The organism is uncultured Methanobrevibacter sp., from assembly GCF_902771435.1.
GTDB lineage: Archaea > Methanobacteriota > Methanobacteria > Methanobacteriales > Methanobacteriaceae > Methanocatella.
In genome coordinates this window covers 54,070-76,913 of the sequence record NZ_CACXXB010000006.1, presented here as the reverse complement: position 1 = coordinate 76,913, position 22,844 = coordinate 54,070, and the positions used below count along the sequence as shown (strand labels likewise).

Annotated in this window: 6 protein-coding genes; 1 reads left to right on the top strand and 5 read right to left on the bottom strand. The window is 38.5% G+C overall.

Annotation, left to right across the window (positions count from 1 at the left end; all coding sequences use genetic code 11):
• The coding region (locus QZU83_RS02720) for a right-handed parallel beta-helix repeat-containing protein (protein ID WP_295609445.1) at positions 1 to 11,154 on the bottom strand (11,154 nt) is incomplete at its 3' end.
• Positions 11,155 to 11,333: 179 nt separating this feature from the next.
• The gene (locus QZU83_RS02715; RefSeq protein WP_295609444.1) at positions 11,334 to 17,444 is read right to left on the bottom strand and encodes a C1 family peptidase; all 6,111 of its coding nucleotides are present in this window, start codon (positions 17,442 to 17,444) and stop codon (positions 11,334 to 11,336) included.
• A gap of 184 nt (positions 17,445 to 17,628) precedes the next feature.
• Here QZU83_RS02715 and QZU83_RS02710 point away from each other — a divergent pair, with 184 nt between their 5' ends.
• Positions 17,629 to 18,051, top strand: coding sequence for a DUF123 domain-containing protein (locus QZU83_RS02710; protein ID WP_295609450.1), 423 nt, complete (start codon positions 17,629 to 17,631; stop codon positions 18,049 to 18,051).
• Here the strand turns inward: QZU83_RS02710 and QZU83_RS02705 are convergent.
• From QZU83_RS02705 to QZU83_RS02695, 3 genes are read right to left on the bottom strand one after another with little or no spacing between them, the layout of a single operon-like run.
• Positions 18,041 to 18,532 carry a hypothetical protein gene (locus tag QZU83_RS02705; RefSeq protein WP_295609443.1) on the bottom strand — a complete coding sequence of 164 codons (492 nt, stop codon included), beginning with the start codon at positions 18,530 to 18,532 and terminating at the stop codon, positions 18,041 to 18,043. The genes QZU83_RS02710 and QZU83_RS02705 overlap by 11 nt on opposite strands.
• Positions 18,533 to 18,542: 10 nt before the next feature.
• Complete coding sequence (locus QZU83_RS02700) at positions 18,543 to 20,153, bottom strand: helicase HerA-like domain-containing protein (protein WP_295609442.1); 1,611 nt, start codon at positions 20,151 to 20,153, stop codon at positions 18,543 to 18,545.
• A 5-nt stretch (positions 20,154 to 20,158) separates the two neighbouring features.
• A complete protein-coding gene (locus QZU83_RS02695) occupies positions 20,159 to 22,750 on the bottom strand; it encodes a DEAD/DEAH box helicase (RefSeq protein WP_295609440.1) in 2,592 nt (863 codons plus the stop codon).
• Positions 22,751 to 22,844: the final 94 nt, after the last annotated feature.

The window sequence follows — 22,844 nt, the reverse complement described above, 5'->3', positions numbered from 1 at the left end:
TACGGCATAGCCGTTAAGGGTAATTGCACGATCAGAAATATTAAATTGAGCTGCAACTTTAACAACCTCAGGAACAGCTGCACTGTTCAGTTTCAAGGTAATGTTTGTACCTGTAATATTAGCATCACCAGCATAGTTAATGGTAATTACAGCACCGTTTTCACCTTTTACTGTGAATTTACCGTCGTTAGCAGTTACAGTAGTATTTGCAGCACCATTTACAGTGTATGTAATTGGAGCGCTAGCAATAACATTACCATCACCATCTTTAAGCACAATTGAAATGGTTAAATCATCATTGATTGTAATTTCACTGAACTCAGATGATTTTGGAACGACAGGTTCTGTCTTATTGGTTTCTACAGTAGCAGTACCGTTCACATACTCAATAGGATATTCAACACCATCAACAACAACAGTCTCAGGAAGTGTACTGTTAGTAGCGTTAGCCTTAGCTTCCTCTAACTGTTTAAGTAAATCTTCGATTGTTTGATAAGCATCAGCCAACTCACCAGCCATATTATCAACCTTAGCATTAACATCAGCCAACTCACCAGTCAAATCAGCAATCTTATCAGTAGCATTAGCTAACTCATCAGTTAAATCAGCAAGAGCATCAGTCAAATTATCAACCTTAGCATTAGCATCAACCAACTCATCAGCCAACCTAGTAGCATTAGCCTGAGCATCAGCCAACTCATCAGCCAACTTAGTAGCATTAGCCTGAGCATCAGCCAACTCACCAATTAAATCAGCAATCTTATCAGTAGAATTAGCTAACTCGTCAGTTAAATTCTCAACCTTAGCATTAGCATCAGCCAACTCACCAGCCAATCTAGTAGCATTAGCCTGAGCATCAGCCAACTCGTCAGTTAAATTCTCAACCTTAGCATTAGCATCAGCCAACTCACCAGTTAAATTCTCAACCTTAGCATTAGCATCAGCCAACTCACCAGCCAATCTAGTAGCATTAGCCTGAGCATCAGCCAACTCACCAGCCAATCTAGTAGCATTAGCCTGAGCATCAGCCAACTCACCAGTTAAATCAGCAATCTTATCAGTAGCATTAGCTAACTCACCAGTTAAATCAGCAATCTTATCAGTAGCATCAGCTAACTCACCAGCCAATCTAGTAGCATTAGCCTGAGCTTCTTCTAACTCACCAGTTAAATTCTCAATCTTTTCTTTAGCTTCAGCAAGCTCATCAGGTAAACCTGTTTCAATGGTAACAGTGCCGTTGACTAATTCACCAGGATACTCAACACCATCAACAATAACAGTAACGTTATTATCCTGTTCAACAGGTTCTTCTTCTACAACAAATGTGTATGTTGCAAATCCTGCAGCATAATTTTCTGTCGCAGCGCTTTCGGCTGTAATAGTGTATGAACCGGCTTTTGTGATTTCATATACTTCATTTACAGCTTCACCGTTGACTTTAATGGTTAAAGCACCATCACTATCAGCAGTAACTTCAATTGTTACATTATCGCCGACTTTAGCATCAGTTATTGGAGTGATTTCAACAGTTGCATTTTTAATGCCGATTAAGAATACTTCACTGTATACTTCAGCCGCATATTCATCGTTTTCTTTAGCAAGAACTGTAACGTTGTAGATTCCTGCTTTGCCTGCAGTGAATTTGTATGACTGTTCAACTGATTTAAGGATATTGCTTAATGATGCGCTTAATACGCCGTTGGATCCAGGATTGAGTTCTTTACCGTTGAGCAATACAATCAATTCAGCGTTGGTATCGGCTTTAACGATGATTTCGACTTCATCACCAACAGTCAGGTCATATTTAGAGACAATTTCCACTTGAATGTTGGCAGCTTCCTTATCACTGACAACAACAGTTGCAGTTTCAGATTCACCTGCTTCATAATTATCATCACCCATATATTTGGCAACAATAGAGTATTCGCCGGTCTTATCAAATGCAACAGTAATATTATTGGTTTTTTCCAAATCAATTGCATACTCAGTGTTGCCGACATTAACGATTACAATGCCTGTGGCACCTTCACTAACATTGACAGAGATTGTTGTTTCAACACCAGCTTTAACTTCGCCAGCAGCAGTTACGTTAATCTGTGACTGCAGTTTGTCAACTGTGAATGATTTTGTCTCGTTTGCAGACGCATGATCTTTATCACCTGAATATATTATATCCACATAATAATCGCCTGCAGAGATATTCTCAATAGTATATGTTGCATTACCGTTTTCATCCAATGGAATCTCTTCCCTCTTGCCGTTTACAATGACTGTTACATTTCCTGTAGCTTCAGGAATGCTTACGGCAATTACTGCATCTTTTCCAAGTTCGGCATCAGAGACTGTAACGCTTACTTTGGAGTCCAATTTGGCCACATTCAATATTGTGCTGTTTTTAAAATCGCCATAGATGTCTGATTTGAATATTGCGGTGACTTTGTAGTCTCCTGCAGCAAGGTCAGAAACTGTAAGATTTCCAAATCCGCCAATAACCTCAACAACATATATTTCGCCATCGACAACAACTGTCACATTATCATTGACATCACCGTTAAAGGTAATGTTGACTGTTGCATCCTGGCCGACGGTAATGTTTGAAACTTCAACAGTCAGTTTGGAAACGTCTGACGGCAGGTTATCCCTGACTACATTATTTTCGCCTGAAGCGATATTTACGGCCTCATCGCTTATCAGTTCATGGGCATATAATGTGTTGCCGGTTACGTTTGAATCCTTAGCGCTCATAAGATATACTGCATATTTTCCTTCAGTGAATATTTTATTGTCCCTGATGTCATAGGTGTGGGTTCCTGAAGTGTACTGGGCATAGCTTATTCCATACAATGTATTTGCATCGTCATATGCTGAAATGCTTCTGGAGTAAATGGTATTGTTATATACCTTAGCGGAGCTGTCCTGAAGTTCCATGCCTGAAACAAGTGCATATTCATTTGATGTAGCATATCCTGTCACATCAATGTTGTTGTTTGTTACGATAATGTCTGTTATGCCGTCATAGTTTTGTGAGTAGATGCCCAATGCAGGTCCTCTGGAGACTGAAGTCAGGTTGTTGGTGGTGATAACAAGACCTGAATACGGACCTGTGGCCTGTATAGGATAGGCTGTTCCAGCACCATTTTCACCGGTAGTTGTATTTATAAGAATGTTATTGTTTTCAACAGTTACACCTTCAAAGTTGTATAAATCCAAAACGTTTGCATATCCCGCTTTTCCAACACCGGTGAAGTCGGTTTGAGTAAAATTATTGCCCTTAATCAATAAATTGCTGATGGTATCCACCATGAATGAATCGATTGTTGCAAATTCACCGTCAGCTGATTTGGCATCGACAGTGACCTCATTGTCTGTGAACTCAACATTTTCACAGTCCTGCATTCCGATTCCCAATACAAGATCCTGATAGATTCCACTCAATTCAGAGTAATAATAATTGTATGCGACATCACGTGCAGGCAATGTGGCATTGATTTTGTTTCCTTTGATTTCAACATCACTGGAGCCGTCAATAATAAGTCCTGCCTGTTGGATTATGCCGGCCTTATTGTTTGCATCAAATATTATGGTTGAATCCAATAATTTGAATCCGTTTGAGGATTTAGCCAAGATACCATAGGCTGCAACATTAGCCGGAGCAGTGTAGTCAACAGATACATTGTTTAATTCAATGTTTTCACCTTCAACCAAAATGGCAGCTCCCCCATTTTCACTGAAGTCGCTTCCATCAGCTATTAATGAAATATCAGAGACTTTTGAATCATCAGACTGGATATGCAATGCAATGCCATTCAATACGGCATTATCTCCCTTAATAGAAATTGTTCTTGGAATGTTTATTCTATTAATGCCCAAATCGCTGAATTGGCCATGGAATACCAGTTCATCTTCTGTGATTTCATCCCTTAAATTACCTTCCTCATCAAAGAAGTTGAAGAATGTTTCATTGTAAAGTCCATAAGTTCCGCTGACTGTTAAAGTGGCATTTTTCTGAGCATTCTCAAACAACGGCAATCCGTTGACGTATTTTGCTGTCAGGTTATATATGCCTTCATTTTCAGAAATTACAACTTCACCAATAGCTTTGCTGTCTTTAACTTCAATGGTTGCTATCAGCTTTTCGCCGTTGACGTATAATTCAACCTCACCGTCATTTACGGTACTGTCTGAAGTTACATTGATTTCAACAGTTACCTTATCGTATTTTCTTGCATTGATGTCATTTATTTCAACGGTTACCTGTGATGATACCGCATACAATATCTGTGTTTCACCGTCAACGGTTGCTGCAATGAATTTCAGGTTTTCAGGGACTGTATAGTCGTATGTGAATTCACCATTTTCCAAAGTTCCTGTAATATCTTCGAAAGAGGTTTTAATTGTTTCACTGCGTTTTACTGTAATCGGCTTGGATAATGTGCCGTTTGCAGTTCCGGTAGTGTAGCTGTTGATGCTTACGGTTAATTTTACAGTGCTTCCGGCAACTATTGGAGTGTCATTTGTTACTGTCAGAATGGCCCATCTGTTTATAGTTGGCCTATATCCGTTTCCTCCAACAAACTCTTTTGGACTGAGGTTAGTTCCCCACCAGTTGTCGTTCAGTGTGATTGAAGGAGATGTGACCTCGGATCTTAATCCGTAAACTGCCAAATCATTTGCATCTTTGTTGTTTATAATTACAGAGTTTGCAACAGTTACGGTAGTGGTTTTGGCATGAATAGCTCCACCGTTTGAATCACAGGTATTGTTTTCAAACAGACTGTCAGAAATTGCCATTTTGCCCTGTCTGTCATAACTTGAAGGGGATGATGTATATATGGCTCCTCCACCGTAGCCGTCTTTTCCGTTTGCATGGTTTGCGATGAATTCGCTTCCTGTTATTTTTACATCAGAGTTTAACTGTTCAATTTGTATTGCTCCACCGCAGGATGTGCCTTGGGCTTTATTTCCTTTGAATGTTGTATTGTCGACTGTCAATGCAAATTCATAAATTGCTCCGATACGCTGAGCGTAAATGGCTCCGCCACCCCAGGTTTCCTTACCTTTTGCAATGTTATTTTCAAATGTTGAATTGAATATATTTATCTGAGTATCATCATTTTCAGTTTGGGTATAGACTGCTCCACCTCTGACTGCAGTACAGTTTGCTATTGTAGTGTTTATTATTGTCAGTTTGCCTACGCTGAAAATGGCTCCTCCGTTGTTTTGTGAAGCTGATGAATTTGCCAGTGTACAGTTAATCAGGGTCAATTCGTTGCTGTTTCCTAAAAGTGCACCACTTTCATCAATTGTGTATCCGTTTACCATGATGACATTGGAAATAACAACTTTTGCATCTTCACCAACGTAAAGTATTCTGTTACTGTTTTGAGCATCTATAATAGCTCTTCCTTCACCTGTAATGTTTAAATCATCAGACACTATTCCCAAATCACCGGTTTTATGGGTTCCTTCAAGAAGGACTATTTTTCCTTTAGCTGCAAGTTCCAGAGCTTTTGCGATTGTTGCAACAGGAGCATCGCGGGTACCCGGATTTGAATCATCACCGCCAGGTGAAACAAATATTGTACCTGCTTCAGGATTGAATGGGAATAATATTTCAGCCTGAGATGATTTTACGGATATTGACAAGTCTCTTTCATCAATAGTGTAATTTACACTGGCCTGATTGCCATTCATTGTGATTGTTTCATTCAATAAACCGCTTGTGGATGTTAAAGTTACATTAATGACATTCTTAGGAAGATTTTCATTGTCAAATCCAACAGCTATTGTCACTTCATCGCCTGCTGCGGCATCTTCAGGTGTTAATGTTGCAGTCATTTTAACGATGTTTGTAACTTCTGCATTGGTATTTGCCTTATCGTTGTTACCCCACCAGTTGTTCTCGGCAGTTACTGCTCCACCAGCAGCATTGACTGCATATCTCTCATCACCGTCGTTGGTAAGGATGATTGAATCTGACACATCAAGGCTTCCGGCACCGATGTAGAATCCTGCATCATTATTGTTTTCCCCGTTACCAGTGTTATTGATGAATACTGATTTGCTTACAGTTATTTTACCTGTTCCTGTTCCAATATATACTGCAGAACCGTATCCTCCAGCATGGTTTGCACTCATATTGGCCAGGTTATTTGTGAATGTTGAATTGACCACATTTACGATAACGCTGCCGGACATGAATATTGCAGCACCGTTACCGTTTTGTGCAACGTTTCCGTCAAAGGTACAGTTTATTACATCAACACTGCCTGTTTGAGCGGAACTTGACTTACTTGCCCAAATTCCTGCACCTTTTTGTACGGTGTTGTTTCTGAATACTGTATTTTCAACTGTTGTTATTGCAGAGTTTGAATATATGACACCCAATGAATTCTGATTTGCCCTAAATAAATTATTGTCATAGAATTGGGAATTATTGATTATTAATTTAGTGCCTGAGGATGCGGAAACACCATATTTGGCGCTGTTTTTATAGAATCTGACATTCTCCAAAGAGAGATATTTACCGTCGGATGAAGTGTATATCAAATTGGAACCAGAAGAATATCCGTTTGTAAATCCGATGTTGGTGAGATTGAGACCCGCACCATTCTGGATGAATCTGTTGTTGTTTCCATCTATTACCACATCACCGATACCTCTAATGTCAAGGTCTTTTGTAATCTGTAATGTTGTGCCAAGCACATGTGTTCCTTCCAGAAGAATGATTTTGCCAATGCCTGCATCTGCAAGCTCAACTGCATGAGCAATAGTTTTCACACTGGTATCTGCAGTCAGACCATCACTTGCATCATCACCGTTTTCATATGACACATAGATTGTACCTGCAGGAGCTGGAGGTTCTATCGGCATTACCACACTAACATCACCAGAAGTTGCAGTGACATCTACATCACTGATGTCAATTGTATAGGTTGCACTTGCCTGTGCATCATTAACGGTTACAACCTCATTTAAATTACCACTGGTTGATGTAAATGTTACTTTAATAACACCATCAGGTAATTTATCATTGTCAAATGTTGCGGTCACAGTTATATCATCACCTGCCTGAGCACTGATTGGTGTGAAACCTGCATCCATCCTTACCCAACTTTGCACTGTTATGCCACTAGCTATATTTGCAGGTGCATCATTACTTCCCCACCAGTTATCATTGGCAGTTACAGTTGCAGGATCTGAATAGGTACTTTCATACCTGCTGATTGCATTACCATCCTCCAATATTATTGAATTTAAAACACTAGTAGTACCACCATATGCATATATTGCATCACCAGCAGAAGCACTGTTATCTGTGAAAACACACTGATTGATAGTTACGCTACCCTGTGTATATACTGCACCACCATACCTATTGGCAGTGTTCTTGTTAAATGTAGAGTTAGTGATTGTCAAAGTAACCTGATTACCACTACATCTTACTGCAGCACCATCACCATAACCTCCACTTGCACCATTTTCATCAAAGGTACAGTTAACAATATCAACGACAGGATTAACCAAATTGGTATATGAGTACATTACATATACTGCACCACCACTGGCAGCCTTATTGTTTTTGAACTGTGAATTTGAAATTGTGGCCTTATTGTATGCTGTTATTGCAGCTGAAGCAGAACCTGTGCTGGAAGACACATCATTGTCTAAAAATCTGGAATTGTTTACCAATAATTCTCCATTGCTGCTTATAGCTCCATAAGTGCTTGAAGAAGATTTGAAAGTGGTTCCGTTGACTTTCAGGGTTGCACCCTTAATGTTTTGGATTACGCCCTTGGATGAAGTTACCTTAATGTTATTGAACTCTGAAGTGTTGATTAATAAATTTGCATTGTTTAAAATTAAAACATCTGATATACTTGCCGGAACAAGAGTGAACTTGATGTTTGAAATATTAAGGTTTGCGTTGTTTTCTATTAAATTGTAGATAGTTTTGGTTTGGGTTACCCAATCTTCATCCCAGTCGTCCCATTCTTCATATGTGATTGTAGTTCTGGCGTTTGAGTTTACAGTAACATCACCTTCACCGATTATTTCCAAATCCTTAGTGATGTTCAATAATGTGTTTACGGTGTATTCGCCGGTTAAAACAATAATTTTACCATCAGCGATTTCCACAGCTTTTTCAATTGTTTTAACTGCAGTTTCTCTGGTTTTACCATCGTTTGAATCTGCACCATTAGCCCCATCAACATAGATTACAGATTCAGCAGAACCTTCAACGGTTATTGGAATTTCAATGCTTGCTTTAGAGGAGCTGACTGTTACAGTATCATCACCTGGATTGACCGCTGTGTAAAGGAATTTGACAACATTGTCTTTAGTGACAGCCTCAGTGGAGTTTAAATCACCATTGACAGCACCTGATGTGACCTCAACTTCAGGAATGCTGTCGCTTAAAGGTTTTAAGTTGTTGGCTGGATCCATATAATTGGTAAAGTCAACTATAATTTCCACGTTGTCTCCAACTTCAATAGCTTCACCTGTCAAATCGGTAGCTACATTCATTACGACCCATCTTGAGGAGTCGATTTCACATGGTGCATCATTTCCCCAGTCGTCTTCATAGGTTCCGACATCATTTAATGATTGAGGATTGCTGTTGGTTCCCCACCAGTTGTATTTGGCGTTGACTTCATTTTCACTTGATGAGTAAATAATTCCGTTTTCACCATCGCTTAGCAATACACAGTAATTGATGGTCAGTCCACCGGCATTGCTTATCGCATCACCGTGACATCCTGCACCTGCGGCGTTATCAATGAATACTGACTTGGTGATTGTTGCCATCCTGTTGGATGCTACATGAATTGCACCTGCATCCTTATTAGCCTTATTTCCAATGAATGTGGAATTGGTAACTGTCAGTTCATCAAAATCGTTGATTGCACCACCATACCCAACATTATTTGTGTTGTTGGTGAATCTGGAATCCCTTACTGTAACCTTGCCTGATACCTTTACAATTCCCAATTGACCAACATTGTTTGCAAATGTGGTGTTTTCAATGATTGCATTGGTATTGGAAGTTGTATAGATGATTGCATAATCTGTTACAGTGTTATTTTCAAATACTGTATTGGTAATGTTAATGCTTCCTCCATCAATAATGTTTCCGCCGTTGTGATTTGCAACTACACAGCTGTCCATGGTCAGTTTACCATAGTTTTTAATCAGGCTGCCTGAACCTGGGTTTTCTGTCAATTTCACATTGGTTAAAATCAGATCGTCTGCAAAACTGTATACCACCTGACCATGATAATTATTAGCGCCGACAACAGTTAAATTGGTTAATATTAACCAATCTGCACTATCACCATATTCCATTGTGAATAATCTTCCGCCATCAGCATCCAAAACAACATTGCCGTTACCGGTAACGTTTAAAGCTTTAGTTACATGATACATGTTTCCTTTGTAAGTTCCTTCGTTTATGACAATCTGGCCCAATCCATCGTTTGCAAGTTCAATAGCTTTAGCTATGCTTGAAACAGGAGCGTTTATAGATCCTTCCTGACTGTCATCACCGTTTACGTCCACATATATTATTCCATGATAATCATTTTGGCTTGACTGTCCTTTAAATACTATATCTTCACTGGCTTCACCTGACTTTACATTAACAAGCGCATCTGCACCGGCAGCAGTGAATGTTGCCTGTTTTACTTCACCTTTTAAAACAGTGAGAGTTTCAGGTTCGACTGTACCGTTCACAGCTGTGAATTTGACATCGTAGCTTTCTTTAGGAATTTCACCACCACTCAATTCTTCCAAAACTCCGGAAGTGGTGTTTACATGGTTAAAATCTACTGTCAATGTTACTTCATCACCTGATTCCACCTGGGAAGTGCTGGCTTCAACATTCATGACAACCCATCTGTCGACAGTAATGTTTTTCCCGGACACTTTTGCTGTCGGATCGTTGGTATTCCACCAGTTATTGTTTGCAACTGCAATTCCCTGACCGTATACTGCACCATATCCCTGTCCGGTACGTGTTTCAATAGAAATGTCATTTATCAATGAGGAGTATGAAATGTACAAAGTCTGCATATCCACATAGATTGCAGGCAATGTTGCGTCAGTTGCACTGTTATTCTCAATCACTGAATTTGTAACAGTTAAAGTTTTTACAGACGGACTGCCGCTTGTAGGTCTTGTAAACTTAACGGCAACCCCTTCACTTCCGGCTTTATTGTTGGTTAATACACATTTATCCGCAGTTGCAATACTGTCATATAAATAAACTGCACCTGAATCATAAGTTGCGGAATTATTGTTGAATGTGGAATCAACCATGTTTACTTCATTAGCCTGCAAATAGACCCCTCCACCATTATTGGCAGAGTTGTTTTCAAATTTAGAACCGTAAATTCCCACATTAACATCAGGAGAGTAACCAACACAGACAGCTCCTCCCCACTGGCTTACATTCATATTATAGAAATTGGATCTTTCTATTATGATATCTCCCTGAACATACCATGCATAAATAGCTCCGCCACGTTTAGTGGTTTTAAGCTCATCGAAAGTACAGTTATCGACAAGGACATTAACATCAATAACATCCCTGCCGGTTCCGGATTCAGAATTCATAAAGATTGCTCCGCCGTATGACGGATTTGCATTTGTAAACTTGATGTTGGTGAAACTGGCTTCCCCTCCATGCATTACAAAAATGCTGTTGGAATCAGAACCTCCATCAATCACCACATTACCTTCACCTGCAATGTAAATCGGCTTGTCTTTATCGATTTCAATGTTGCTTTCTGTGTAGGTACCTTCAAGAATAATTACTTTACCCGGACCGTTATTTGCAAGTTCAACAGCTTTAGCGATTGTCCTGACCGCAGTTTCCCTGCTTTGACCATCGCTTTCATTGTTTCCAGTTACAGATACATAGATTGCATCACCAGTCCCGTCGGCCAGTGCTGTATCATCCAACTGGTTTTTCAAATCATCATTTCCACTCACGCTCAATACATCATCAGAAGCGTCATTAATTGCGATTTTATCGCCAATATCTGCTCCTGATGTCTGATTAAGCGGTTCGGTTGCACTGGATGCATTGATGCATAAAAGCATCATCAATACAATAGCCGTGCATATGAATATTTTTTTATCAACCTTCATTCAATCACTCGATTTAATATAAATTATTACTATAAAGTTAAGTCTAAAAAATGAACTTTACATTATTAATATATATCAAACCAAATATTTAAATCCAAATCATTTGATAAAAAATAAGTTTTAAATGATAAAAAAATCGTTGAAAAAAAAGAAATTAATAATGAGAAATATGATTCCCATTATTTAACTGTTAATTTAACTGACTTGACAGCTTCCTCATAAGTCTTATCACCTTTATAACTAATATCTGCTGTGTATTTTCCTTTTTTATTTAAATTAGTTATTTTGAAGGTGACTTGTCCATTATCGTTAGTTTTTCCTGTGTATGTCTTACCATTCACAGTTAGTGTGACAAGTTTAGGACTTAAATAGACTTTACCATCATGTACAGACGGAATAGTGGATAAGCTGACAGTGTACTTCTTGGTTTTGACAGATGCCTTGTATGATTTGGCGGATGCCTTAATGGTTATCGGCTTTTTATCCAGATCGACACATACGCATGCGAATGCATTGGTGTAGTTTTCATCACCTGCAAAGTTGAATGCCATTGTGTATCTGCCCGCCCTAATCATGTTGAGTTTATACGGATTGAAGCTGCCGTTTTCATAGGTTGTTCTGTTATAAATCTTGTTGTTTACAGCAAATTCCATGTATACATTAGATATTGGATTGCCATTAGCATCTAAAAGTGTTGTAGCATAGTATATTCCCTGTTCACCGGCAGGACCGTCAACGGCATAACCGTTAATGGTAATAGCACGGTTGGAAACATTAAATTGGGATGCAATTTTAACAACCTCAGGAACAGCAGGACGGTTCAGTTTCAAGGTGGTGTTAGTACCAGTAATATTAGCATCACCTGCATAGTTAATGGTAATTAAAGCACCGTTTTCACCTTTAACTGTGAATTTACCGTCTTTATCAGTGGTTGTTGTTTGTACAACTCCATTTACAGTGAAAGCAATTGGAGCAACTGCAATAACATTTCCATCACTGTCTTTGAGTACAATGGAAATGGTTAAATCATCACTGATTGTAATTTCACTGAATTCAGATGATTTTGGAATGACAGGTTCTGTCTTATTGGTTTCGACAGTAGCAGTACCGTTCACATATTCAATCGGATACTCAACACCATCTACAACAACAGCTTCAGGAACTGTGGTGTTAGTGGCATTGGCCTTAGCTTCCTCTAATTGTTTAATTAAATCTTCGATTGTTTGATTAGCATCAGCAAGGTCGTTTTCCAATTTAGTAGCATTAGCTTGAGCTTCCTCCAACTCACTAGTCAAATCATCAACCTTATTATTAGCATCAGCAAGATCCTCACTCAAATTAGTAGCATTAACCTTAGCTTCCTCCAACTCACCAGTCAAATCATCAACCTTCTTATTAGCATCAGCAAGATCCTCAGCCAAATTAGTAGCATTAACCTTAGCTTCCTCCAACTCACCAGTTAAATCATCAACCTTCTTATTAGCATCAGCAAGATCCTCAGCCAAATTAGTAGCATTAACCTTAGCTTCCTCCAACTCACCAGTCAAATTCTCAACTTTACCATTAGCATCATCCAATTCATCAGCCAAATTAGTAGCATTAACCTTAGCTTCCTCCAACTCACCGATTAAATCATCAACCTTCTTATTAGCATCAGCCAACTCACCGGTTAAATTCTTAATCTTTTCGTTAGCTTCGGCAAGTTCATCATCCATACCTGTTTCAATAGCTGTGCCATTCACCGCAGGAATAATATATTCCTTACCATCAATGACAACAGTAATATTACCCGGCCCTACAGGTTCTTCAGCAACATTAAACGCGTAGGTTGTAAATCCTGCTTTGTATTCATCGGTTTCAATACTTTCAACAGTAATTGTATATGTTCCCGCCTTGGTGATTTCATATTCGCCTGTCACTTTTTCTGTGTTTACTTTAATGGTTAAAGCACCGTCAGTTTCATTTACAACACTGATTGTAACTTTATCGCCGACTTTTGCATCAGCAATTGGTGAAACTGTAAGTATTGCCTCTTTTTTAGTTGCTTCAAATACTTTGGTTACGGTTTCGCCTGCATACTCTTCATTTTCACCTGCAATTACAGTAATATTATAGATTCCTCCTTTTAAAGGAACATATTTAACTTTACCGTTAGCAGCCTGGAGAACATCGCCTAAAGATAATCCCAATGGACCGTTTGCATAAATTATGCTTTGAACTTCTCCATTGATGGTGACAGCGAGCTGTGCATCAGTGCCGGATGTGATTCCTATTAGAATTTCATCACCAACTTTTACATCATCAGGAACATCAATGGAAATGTTGGCCCTTTTCTTATCGGCTACGATGAGAGTGTATTCCTGTGATTTTGATGATTCATAGTTATAATCACCACAATATGTAGCTACGATTGAATAATTGCCTGCGCGGTCAAAAATTAAATCCAAAGTATTGGTTTTGGATAAATTCACCATGTATGAAGTTCCGTTAATGTCAATTGAAACCATTTCTGTAGCTTTTTGAGGAACATCAACACTTATTGTGGCTTTTTCACCGACTTTAATGTTATCGAAACTCAATTCAATGCTGGATTGCCTTTTAGGAACAGTGAATATTTCGGATTTGAACTCTTTGTTTTCATATATTATTATTAAAGTATGGTTGCCTGCAGATATGTCCTTAACTGTGTGGTTTGCCTTTCCGCCAGCGAGTTGGTAAACATTGCTGTTTCCATCTACAATTACATTTACATTACCGCTGACATCCCCAATTTCTATATTGATTATTGCATCATCACCTGAAATCTCAATGCTGCTTTCAATTTCAACATTATCCTCAATGTTGATTGTGAATTGGGTTTCGGCTTCATTGAACTCATATTCACTTTCATTTAAAGATACTTTAACGTTATAAACATCATTTGCCAAATCAGGTAATATCAATGTGGCAACCCCATCTTTTGAAGTTGCATTATGAGGCCTGTTGTTAACAAGAACTGTGAATGTTTCATTTATGCGATTTGATCCGAAAACATTGATGAATGCATTGTTGCTATAGACATTTACATTCACGTCAATCCATATTTTTCCTTTAACGTTTATAGAATCTGTTGCATTTGAAGCGAAATAACTGTTGTCTCCATTAAATGATGAAGCTATGTCATAAACTCCCTTATCCATTTTGATATAGACAATAGCCTGACCGTTATTATCAGTTGTATTTACATATGTGGAGTTGTTAACTGTGAAAATGATTTGCCTATTTGATACCGCATTATCGTTTTCATCCAACAGAGTTATAGTGAATGCGAATGCACCGTCATCAGTTGCATTTAAACTGCGGGAGATAATTTTTGTCTTATACATCTCAATTACAAATTCCCCGCTTAAAATACCCGCAGAATAATCGGAATCATCGGAAAGTGAAACATGAACACTGTACAAATTATTGGCTAAATTCTTTATTGTTAATGTGTTAGTTCCGTTGGTTAAATTGAATGGAAGGTTTTCACCGTTGATATTCATAATTATGCTTTCATTAAGCGGTTTGTTGGCAGTTACTGTGATATTGACATTATTGAAAACCTTGGTAATGTTTAATGCCCATTCAATATCTATTTTTGGAAGAGTGTAAGATGTCATGTTGGAAGATGAATTGTAACCTGTTGCATCAAATGAAGCGGATATTGAATTGACCTTTTTATTAAAGCCATATGATAATTTTGCAACACCATTTTCCACACTGACAGTCCGGTTTTCGCCGTTTATATTGAAAGTGACATTTCCATATTTTACAAGATTTCCAAATTCGTCATAAATCCTGGCTGAAATGTTGGATAATCCCTCCCGTTTAAAATCAATGCTCAGATTTGTCAATGTATTGATTGGGTTTAAATATGTAAATGCCTTAATACAAGCCACACCTGAATTATAAGTGTGATCAGGGTAAGTTTTAGAAAAATTGTATAAATCAAACCAATTTACACCGTCCCAGCTTATATAAGAAACGCCTGGAGCATAAACCAATTTATTTAAAGAATATATTTCAGATATCGGAACACCCACATCGCCAGAGGCGGTAATATTGAATATGACCTCAAAGACATCACCGCTTTTGACTGGAATGAACTTATTGAGATTGAATGTATAATAACCTGAAGCTGAAATTCCGGATAATGCATCCTTTATCTCATCATTTACAAGAACTGTTGCTGTCCAGTTGGTTGCTTTTTCAAAGTATGTTGAAACAGCCGCCAGATATTCATCACAAGTTGATGTGAATCTGTTCTTGTACAATGCATTTGATGTGGTGCTGTAAAAGTAATCTGTCATTCCTGCTATATCATACTGGTAATTTTTATCAAAACGGATTGTGTCATTTAAAATGAAAGTATATGCAGAGGCTTCCACTTGAGGCCTTGCAAAATTTGCATCATAATATGACACATAGAAGTATCCCTTATTTCCCCAGTTTGAATTCCAGCTGTTTTTTACAATCCATGCACCGTCACCAGGAGCGCTGCCATATTTAAAATTATTTTTTGAGTATGTATCATCCCATCCGACGATTGTTACTGCATGGTTGCCACCAGTACTATACCCACAGTAATAAGCATATTTTTGATAGTTATAATAATCATTATGATAATAAAATGCTGTACCTACAGCACCGTAATTCAGGACTGCCCTTTTGATTTCATCGTTGTCTGTAAAGGAGCTGCGCTTTAAAAACTTGATGTTTTGAACATGCATGATGCTGTTCAATATCGGAGATAATGTTGACTTGTCATCAAACTGGTCATCAGTTTCATCCACAGGACCCAGCCAGCCTGCAAGATATCCCCAAGGCATATTATCATAGCCCCCCTCATTGGTATCTATTTTCCAGCCGTAGTCGGAATACATTGCAATGATGTTTTTCATATTTTCTTCAGAAAGATTCAATGTCTCACCGGTTGCCTTCAGAATGCATGATTCCAAAGCAGCCAGTGCAGTGAATGCCCAGCAGTTACCGCTGGTTTGCTGGTCTTTAACAGTGGTAACATAGCCCTCATCAATCAGACTGTATCTGCTTGGAAGAGATGATATCGGATTCACCTCCATATTATACATTGTGTAATTTCCATTTCCGATTGTTAAATTAATGCTAGAGGCATCATAATAATCGCTTCCATGAGCTGCAATATTAGAATTAAAAGTGTTGACTCTTGGAAATGGAGGGTTAAATTTATTTAAAATGGAATAGACTGCTCCTCCGGTATCGGTTGCCTTATTGTCTGTAAAAGTATTGCGCATGAAAATTGCGTTTGTGGAGTTGTCAATAAATATTGCACCGCCGTTTTTGGCAGAATTATTGATGAATCTTGAATATGACATTGTAAATCCACCATACATATGAAAAATTGCACCTCCATCATATTTGGCGGAGTTATCAGTCATATTAACATAGCTTAGTGAAACGGTAGTGTTTAATGTTGTCAATGCACCGCCGAAAGTTGCAGATGAATTTGAAATATCAATGTGGTCTGCGGTGAATCTGGATGCCTGCCTGATGTAAATGCTTCCTCCGGCATCTTCCTGTGAACGTGAATTGTAGAATTTGGATTTGGAAACGAAAATACTGGAAGCATAATCGCATGCTATTGCACCTCCATAATTGTATGCGTAATTGTTGAAAAACAATGAATTTGACACGTTTAAATTGCCCGCACCAATGTAGATGGCTCCGCCATACACCGCATAATTGTTTTTGAAGGTGCAATTGTTAACATTTACATAAGCGTTTTCATAACCATCCGGAGTATATATTGCACCGCCCCAATTGTTTCCATAGCTGTCCGGCCTGGATCCGTAGCCTTCTTCAAAAATCACATTGGATGCAGTGAATTTAGCATTATTAGTAATGGACAAATCCATAAATGTGACGTTTTTAACTGTAAACTGGTTGCTGACCGTGAATGCCTGGCCGTCATATTTGATTATTGTCCTGTCCACATCACTGCCTATAATATTTACCTCTTGAATGGTTTTGGCCTTATCCAAATTATACTGACCATTGGCAAAATATAGATTGGAATTTTCCTTTATATATTCAGCTTTTAGATATTTATAGGGACTGGATATGGATCCGTTCCCATCGCTTTCAGCTGACGCATCAAAATAATAATCGTTTGATGCTGCTAAAGCATTATCCTCCAAAGGAACTGAAACTGCATCTGTCACATTGGCAGTTTCATGACTCAATATTGCAGTAGTGTTATCCGCTGCAAAGCTTATTGGAATTAAGATCAATGAAAATAATAACAATAAGCCAATTATGATTGATTTATTCGATTTTACAAACAATTTTAGACCTCCACAAATAAAAATTATTTTATACTAATTTAATTTATATGGATAATATTATAAATAATCAACTTAAATTTAGAAAAAATATAGGTCATTTTAATATATCCTAAAGTCAAAGTAATCCATGATGAAAGGATGTTACTGTTTAGTCATCAGACTGGATGAAACTTCCGAGATTAAAATTGGAAAAAAATTAGGCAAAATCAAATTCAAGAAAGGTTATTACGTCTATGTGGGCTCGGCGATGAATTCGCTGATTTCAAGAATTAAAAGACACCTGAGCGATGATAAAAAGCTTCACTGGCACATAGACTACTTTCTAAAATATTCACAAATCACTGAGGTAATCTACAACAGATCAAATCGAAAAATAGAATGTGACCTCTCAAAATACATCGCATCAAAAACATCAGGAATCAGGGATTTTGGATGTTCTGACTGTGACTGTGAAAGCCATTTATATTATTTTAAAACAAAAAAAGAAGCTATTGAATGTGTAAAAGATGCATATGATTCAATAGCCATGGATTTTGAAATTCTTAAAAAATGAAACCTTTCTTTTTCTTGTGGTTATATGAAATTTCAAATGAATCTAAAGCCAGTTTCTTCAGGACTTTCAAATCATCATCGTTAATGTTGACGACACTTTCCCACTCGCGCTCAAGGCTGTCGATTTCTTCCAAAACCTCCCGGCCCTTTTCGGTTAGTGTGCAGTCATAGGCAAGTCCGTTATCGGGATTTTTGTCTATTTCAATCAAACCGATTTTGGCAAGTTTTTCATATTTCTTGAGATACAGTCCTAAATGCATGTTGAACAGGTCATCCTTTTCCGCCTTTTCATATTGCCTGATTCTAATGCGTTTGTGATGAGGTTTTTCATGCTTTCTGACCTGCTTTAAAAGAACAATCTGGCTTCTGTGCAGAAATACGCTTAAGTTTTCACGCACATATGTCATTTGAGACTCTTCAATTATATTAATTAAAGATGCCGGATTCATCTTTTCAATTGCCTTTACATGTGGATGAGCCATACAATCACCCTTATTTCATTTGTCCGAAAATTCCTCTCATGATTCCTTTTGTCACTTCACGGGCAGCGGTGTTTGCAGCCTGTGCGACAGCTTTTTCGGCCATTTTTTGGGTTTCGGACTTTTTGGCTTTTTTGCCGTTTGCAGGTTGGCCTCCACCTAAAACAGTTCCCAAAATGTCACCCAGTCCAAATGCAGGCTGTGCGGGTGCTTCCTGAGCAGGTTCCTCAACTTGAGGAGCAGGTTCTGCAGGAGCCTCATGACTTTCCTCAATTGCCTGTTCGATAGCTTCCTTGGTTTCAGGGACAACTTCACTTTCCAGATTGGAATCCTCTTCAATCTTATTCAATAACAGTTCATAAGCGGATTGAGGGTCAACTGCCTCATAGTATTTAGGTTTAAGCTCGGATAAATTGATCAGTTCGGCTCTCATTGCATCGTCAATGGCTCCTATATAGCTTTGAGGAGGTACAATGTCCACCTGTTCAACTACGGTAGGAACACCCTTTTCATCAAGAACTGAAACCAGTGCCTGACCTATTCCAAGCTCTGAGATTACATCTGCAGTGTTGAAGTTAGGGTTTGGCCTGAATGTTTCTGCTGCAACTTTCACAGCCTTTTGGTCTTTTGGAGTGTATGCATGAAGCGCATGTTGAACACGGTTTCCGAGTTGTGCCAGAATGTCATCAGGAATATCTGCAGGAGACTGTGATATGAAATACAGACCTACGCCTTTTGATCTAATAAGCCTTACAATCTGTTCGATTTTTTTGCCAAATTCAGGTGACATGTCATCGAAAAGCAGGTGTGCTTCGTCAAAGAAGAATACGAATTTAGGCTTGTCCATGTCGCCGACTTCAGGCATGTTTTCAAACAGTTCTGAAAGCATCCACAACAGGAATGTTGAGTAGATTTCTGGAGAAAGTGAGAGTTTTTGAGCATCAAGAATGTTGATGATACCCTTACCGTTTTCATCCAATCTGATAAAGTCATTCAAATCAAGTGCAGGTTCAAAGAAAAAGTCGTTGCCGCCTTGGTCTTCAAGAGTGATAAGGCTTCTTAAGATGGTGTTTGCTGATTTTTCGGCAATTGCACCATATTCGCTTTCATACTGCGCCTTGTTTTCAACGACATGATTGATCATTGCTTTTAAGTCCTTCAAGTCTATGATAGGTAGGGAATTATTGTCTGCAACCCTGAATACAATATTCAAAACACCAGTTTGTGCTTCAGACAGGTTGAGGATTTTTGCAAGTAGTGTCGGTCCCATTTCAGATAGTGTTACCCTTACAGGAAGACCTTTTTCACCGAACAGATCCCAGAATTCTACAGGATATGCCTGATATTTGAATCCTTTAGCTGCAAGATCGTATTTTTCAACATTTGTCTTGATTTTTTCAGTTTCTGAACCTATTTTGGCAAGTCCTGAAATATCCCCTTTCATGTCCGCTAAAAATACCGGAACACCCATATCGGAAAATGATTCCGCAAGTGTCTTCAAGGTAATTGTTTTACCGGTTCCTGTTGCTCCTGCTATTAAACCATGACGGTTAGCTAATTTTGGAAGTAAAAAAACATTTTCTGATTCATTACAACCTATCAATATTTTATCTTCTGCATACATTTCATTCACCCGTTTTCTATTTTTTTAATTAACCAATTAGTTTTCTTGACAAAATTTTGCCTGTTATAAGCTTTAGCAATTCTTTTAATTGCATCAAGGTTTTTTACAAAATTGTCCAGCCATGAGAAAATGTCTCCCGGATAGACTTGAATCTGATATTTTCTGAATAGCTTATTTGATATATCTTGAGGGTCCTTGCCTTTAAGTCTTTCGTGAACAATGACCTCTGAAATGCCCCTTTGCATGCAGCTGCAAAATGGCCTGTCCTGACATCTGCACTGCATGAAATCAGTCTGAAGGGCAATAAGCGCATCCTGGAATTTCTTGTCGACCTTTTCAATGGCTTCACCTGATGAAATTATATCCAAAGTGGATTCTGCAAACAGCCTTGTCGAAAATTTGATTTTGAGAGCATTTGCAATCTGATTGTGGATTACGCTTGACAGATACGCATTTTCAAACATTTCCAAATCAAGTGCCATTGCCAGAATCAGCACCTTCAGCTTGTCATACTTGTCCTTTTTCTTATACATCGGTGAAAGCCCTACATAGCGTTTGAGATAATTATAATCATTTAAGGTATTCTTAATGAATTCTGCATCCTCAATTGATAAAAATGATACTGATGCCGCCCGACCGTATTTTGTAACTTCCAGTTTATTGTTGAGGCTTTTATCTATCAGTCCCAGCTTCTCCATTTCATCAACAGCTATCTTGATGCTTACCGGAACATCAATGTTTTTATAGAATTTGTTAAGTTCATCCATTGATTTGATTGATGTTGATGAAATATCGGCAAGTATCTGTTCATAGGCAGACTCTTCATCATATTCTATATAGACATCCTCGCTGTTGCTTTCCAAAAGCTCCAAAGCCATTGCCTCTTCAGACTCTCCTGCAAAATCGTTTCCGACTTCAGGAATAAGATATACAATACCTCTGTCATGATAGGATGGCCTTCCTGCACGGCCCAGCATTTGTGAAAACTCATTCGGATTAATCCATTTGTTTCCCATCACCAGTGAGTCGAATATTACCTGGGAAGCCGGAAAATCAACGCCCGCTGCAAGAGCCGCTGTCGTAACGACACAGGAAATCCTGCCCTTGTCAAAGTCCTTTTCTATTTTTTCCTTTTTATAATAGGACAGTCCCGCATGATATGCCCTTGCATTTATATGCTTGTTTGTTAAAAAGTTGGCGATTTGATGAGTCTTTCGCCTTGAATTTGTAAATATGATGGTCTGTCCCCTGAAACCTTTCTTGGATTTGGTGTTGAATTCCTTTTTGACCAATCTTTGCATCAGATGGCGTTTTTGAGATTCGCTTCTGACGTATACAAGGTGCCTTTCAAGAGGAACCGGCCGCTCGTCATACTTAACCAGCTTCATGTTGAATTCATCGGCCAAAAATTCCGGATTTTTAACTGTAGCAGACAGTCCGATGATTTGAGTTTTGGGATATAAATGCTTGATACGCTTAATCAAACCGTTGAGGCGTGTTCCACGGTCTTCATCATCAATCATGTGAATCTCGTCAATCAGGACAACACCCAGATTGGACAGGCTTTTGGAGTTGCCGTTTCTTAAAAGATAATCGACTCCCTCATATGTTGCAACAACAATGTCTGATGAGGAAACATCGGAATCAGGGAAATTCAGCTCTCCTTTTGCCTTAACACGGTTTCTTCCAACCTTAATGGCTACCTTCAATCCAAGTTTGGAGTATTTCTTTTTAAAATCACGATATTTCTGATTGGCAAGAGCAACCAGAGGAGTTAAAAATACGAATTTCTTGCCTTTTAAGGCTTCTGTAATTCCTGCAAGCTCACCGACCAGCGTTTTACCAGAACCTGTTGCGCTTACTACCAGCAAATCCTCTCCTTTCAAAAGCCCTTCCTTGATGGCCAAATACTGAACCGGCAGCAGTTTGGTGTTTCCGGAGTCTAAAAGAATTTGCTTAAAGTCCTTAGGTATCTTCAATCGCTTCATGTCAACCGGAGGGATGATATGCCTTGACTTTCTGGTTTTGTCAAACAATGTCAGATCCCTGTTTTTGACTGCATCAAAATGAGGGTCGAGAACAGATAAAGTTTTCTCCAGACTTCCTGTTTTCTCCAGAGTCTTTTTAAGATTTCTGAAAATGGCCTTATCGAATCCCTGAAGCTTCAGCTCTTCCTTGATGGTGTCATGAGCACAGTCCTTGCAGATCAGCTGATTGTTATGTTTATAAGAATAAGATGAATTTACAATGGTGATATTGCCTTCAAAGGCACAGAAATCACATACCTGAGTTTTCCTGACCTTAATGTTTAAGGATTTGAGGAATTTTTCCACTTTTTCATCAGGTGTTGCTAAAAATACAGCTTGGGATCTGAGTAATTTAATTACCTCACCCGGAGGCATCAGCTTCTCATTCAAGGAGGAATTGTCATTGAAATTGTAATCCGCAACAAATCTGGCAATGGCCAGCGTGTCGCCCTGATTTGAAAACTTGATGTTTCCAACAAATTCCGGTTCCCTTTTATGATTAAGAGCTCCTTTTGGAGAACCGATTGGATATAACCTCCACTGTTTTTTAACTTTCTTTAAAACCAACATTGATTTAAATTATATTTCTAATTGTTAATATAGATTTACAGAATAATATCAGTTCAAATAATATGACAAGCGGATTTGCCCGATTCGGCAAAAA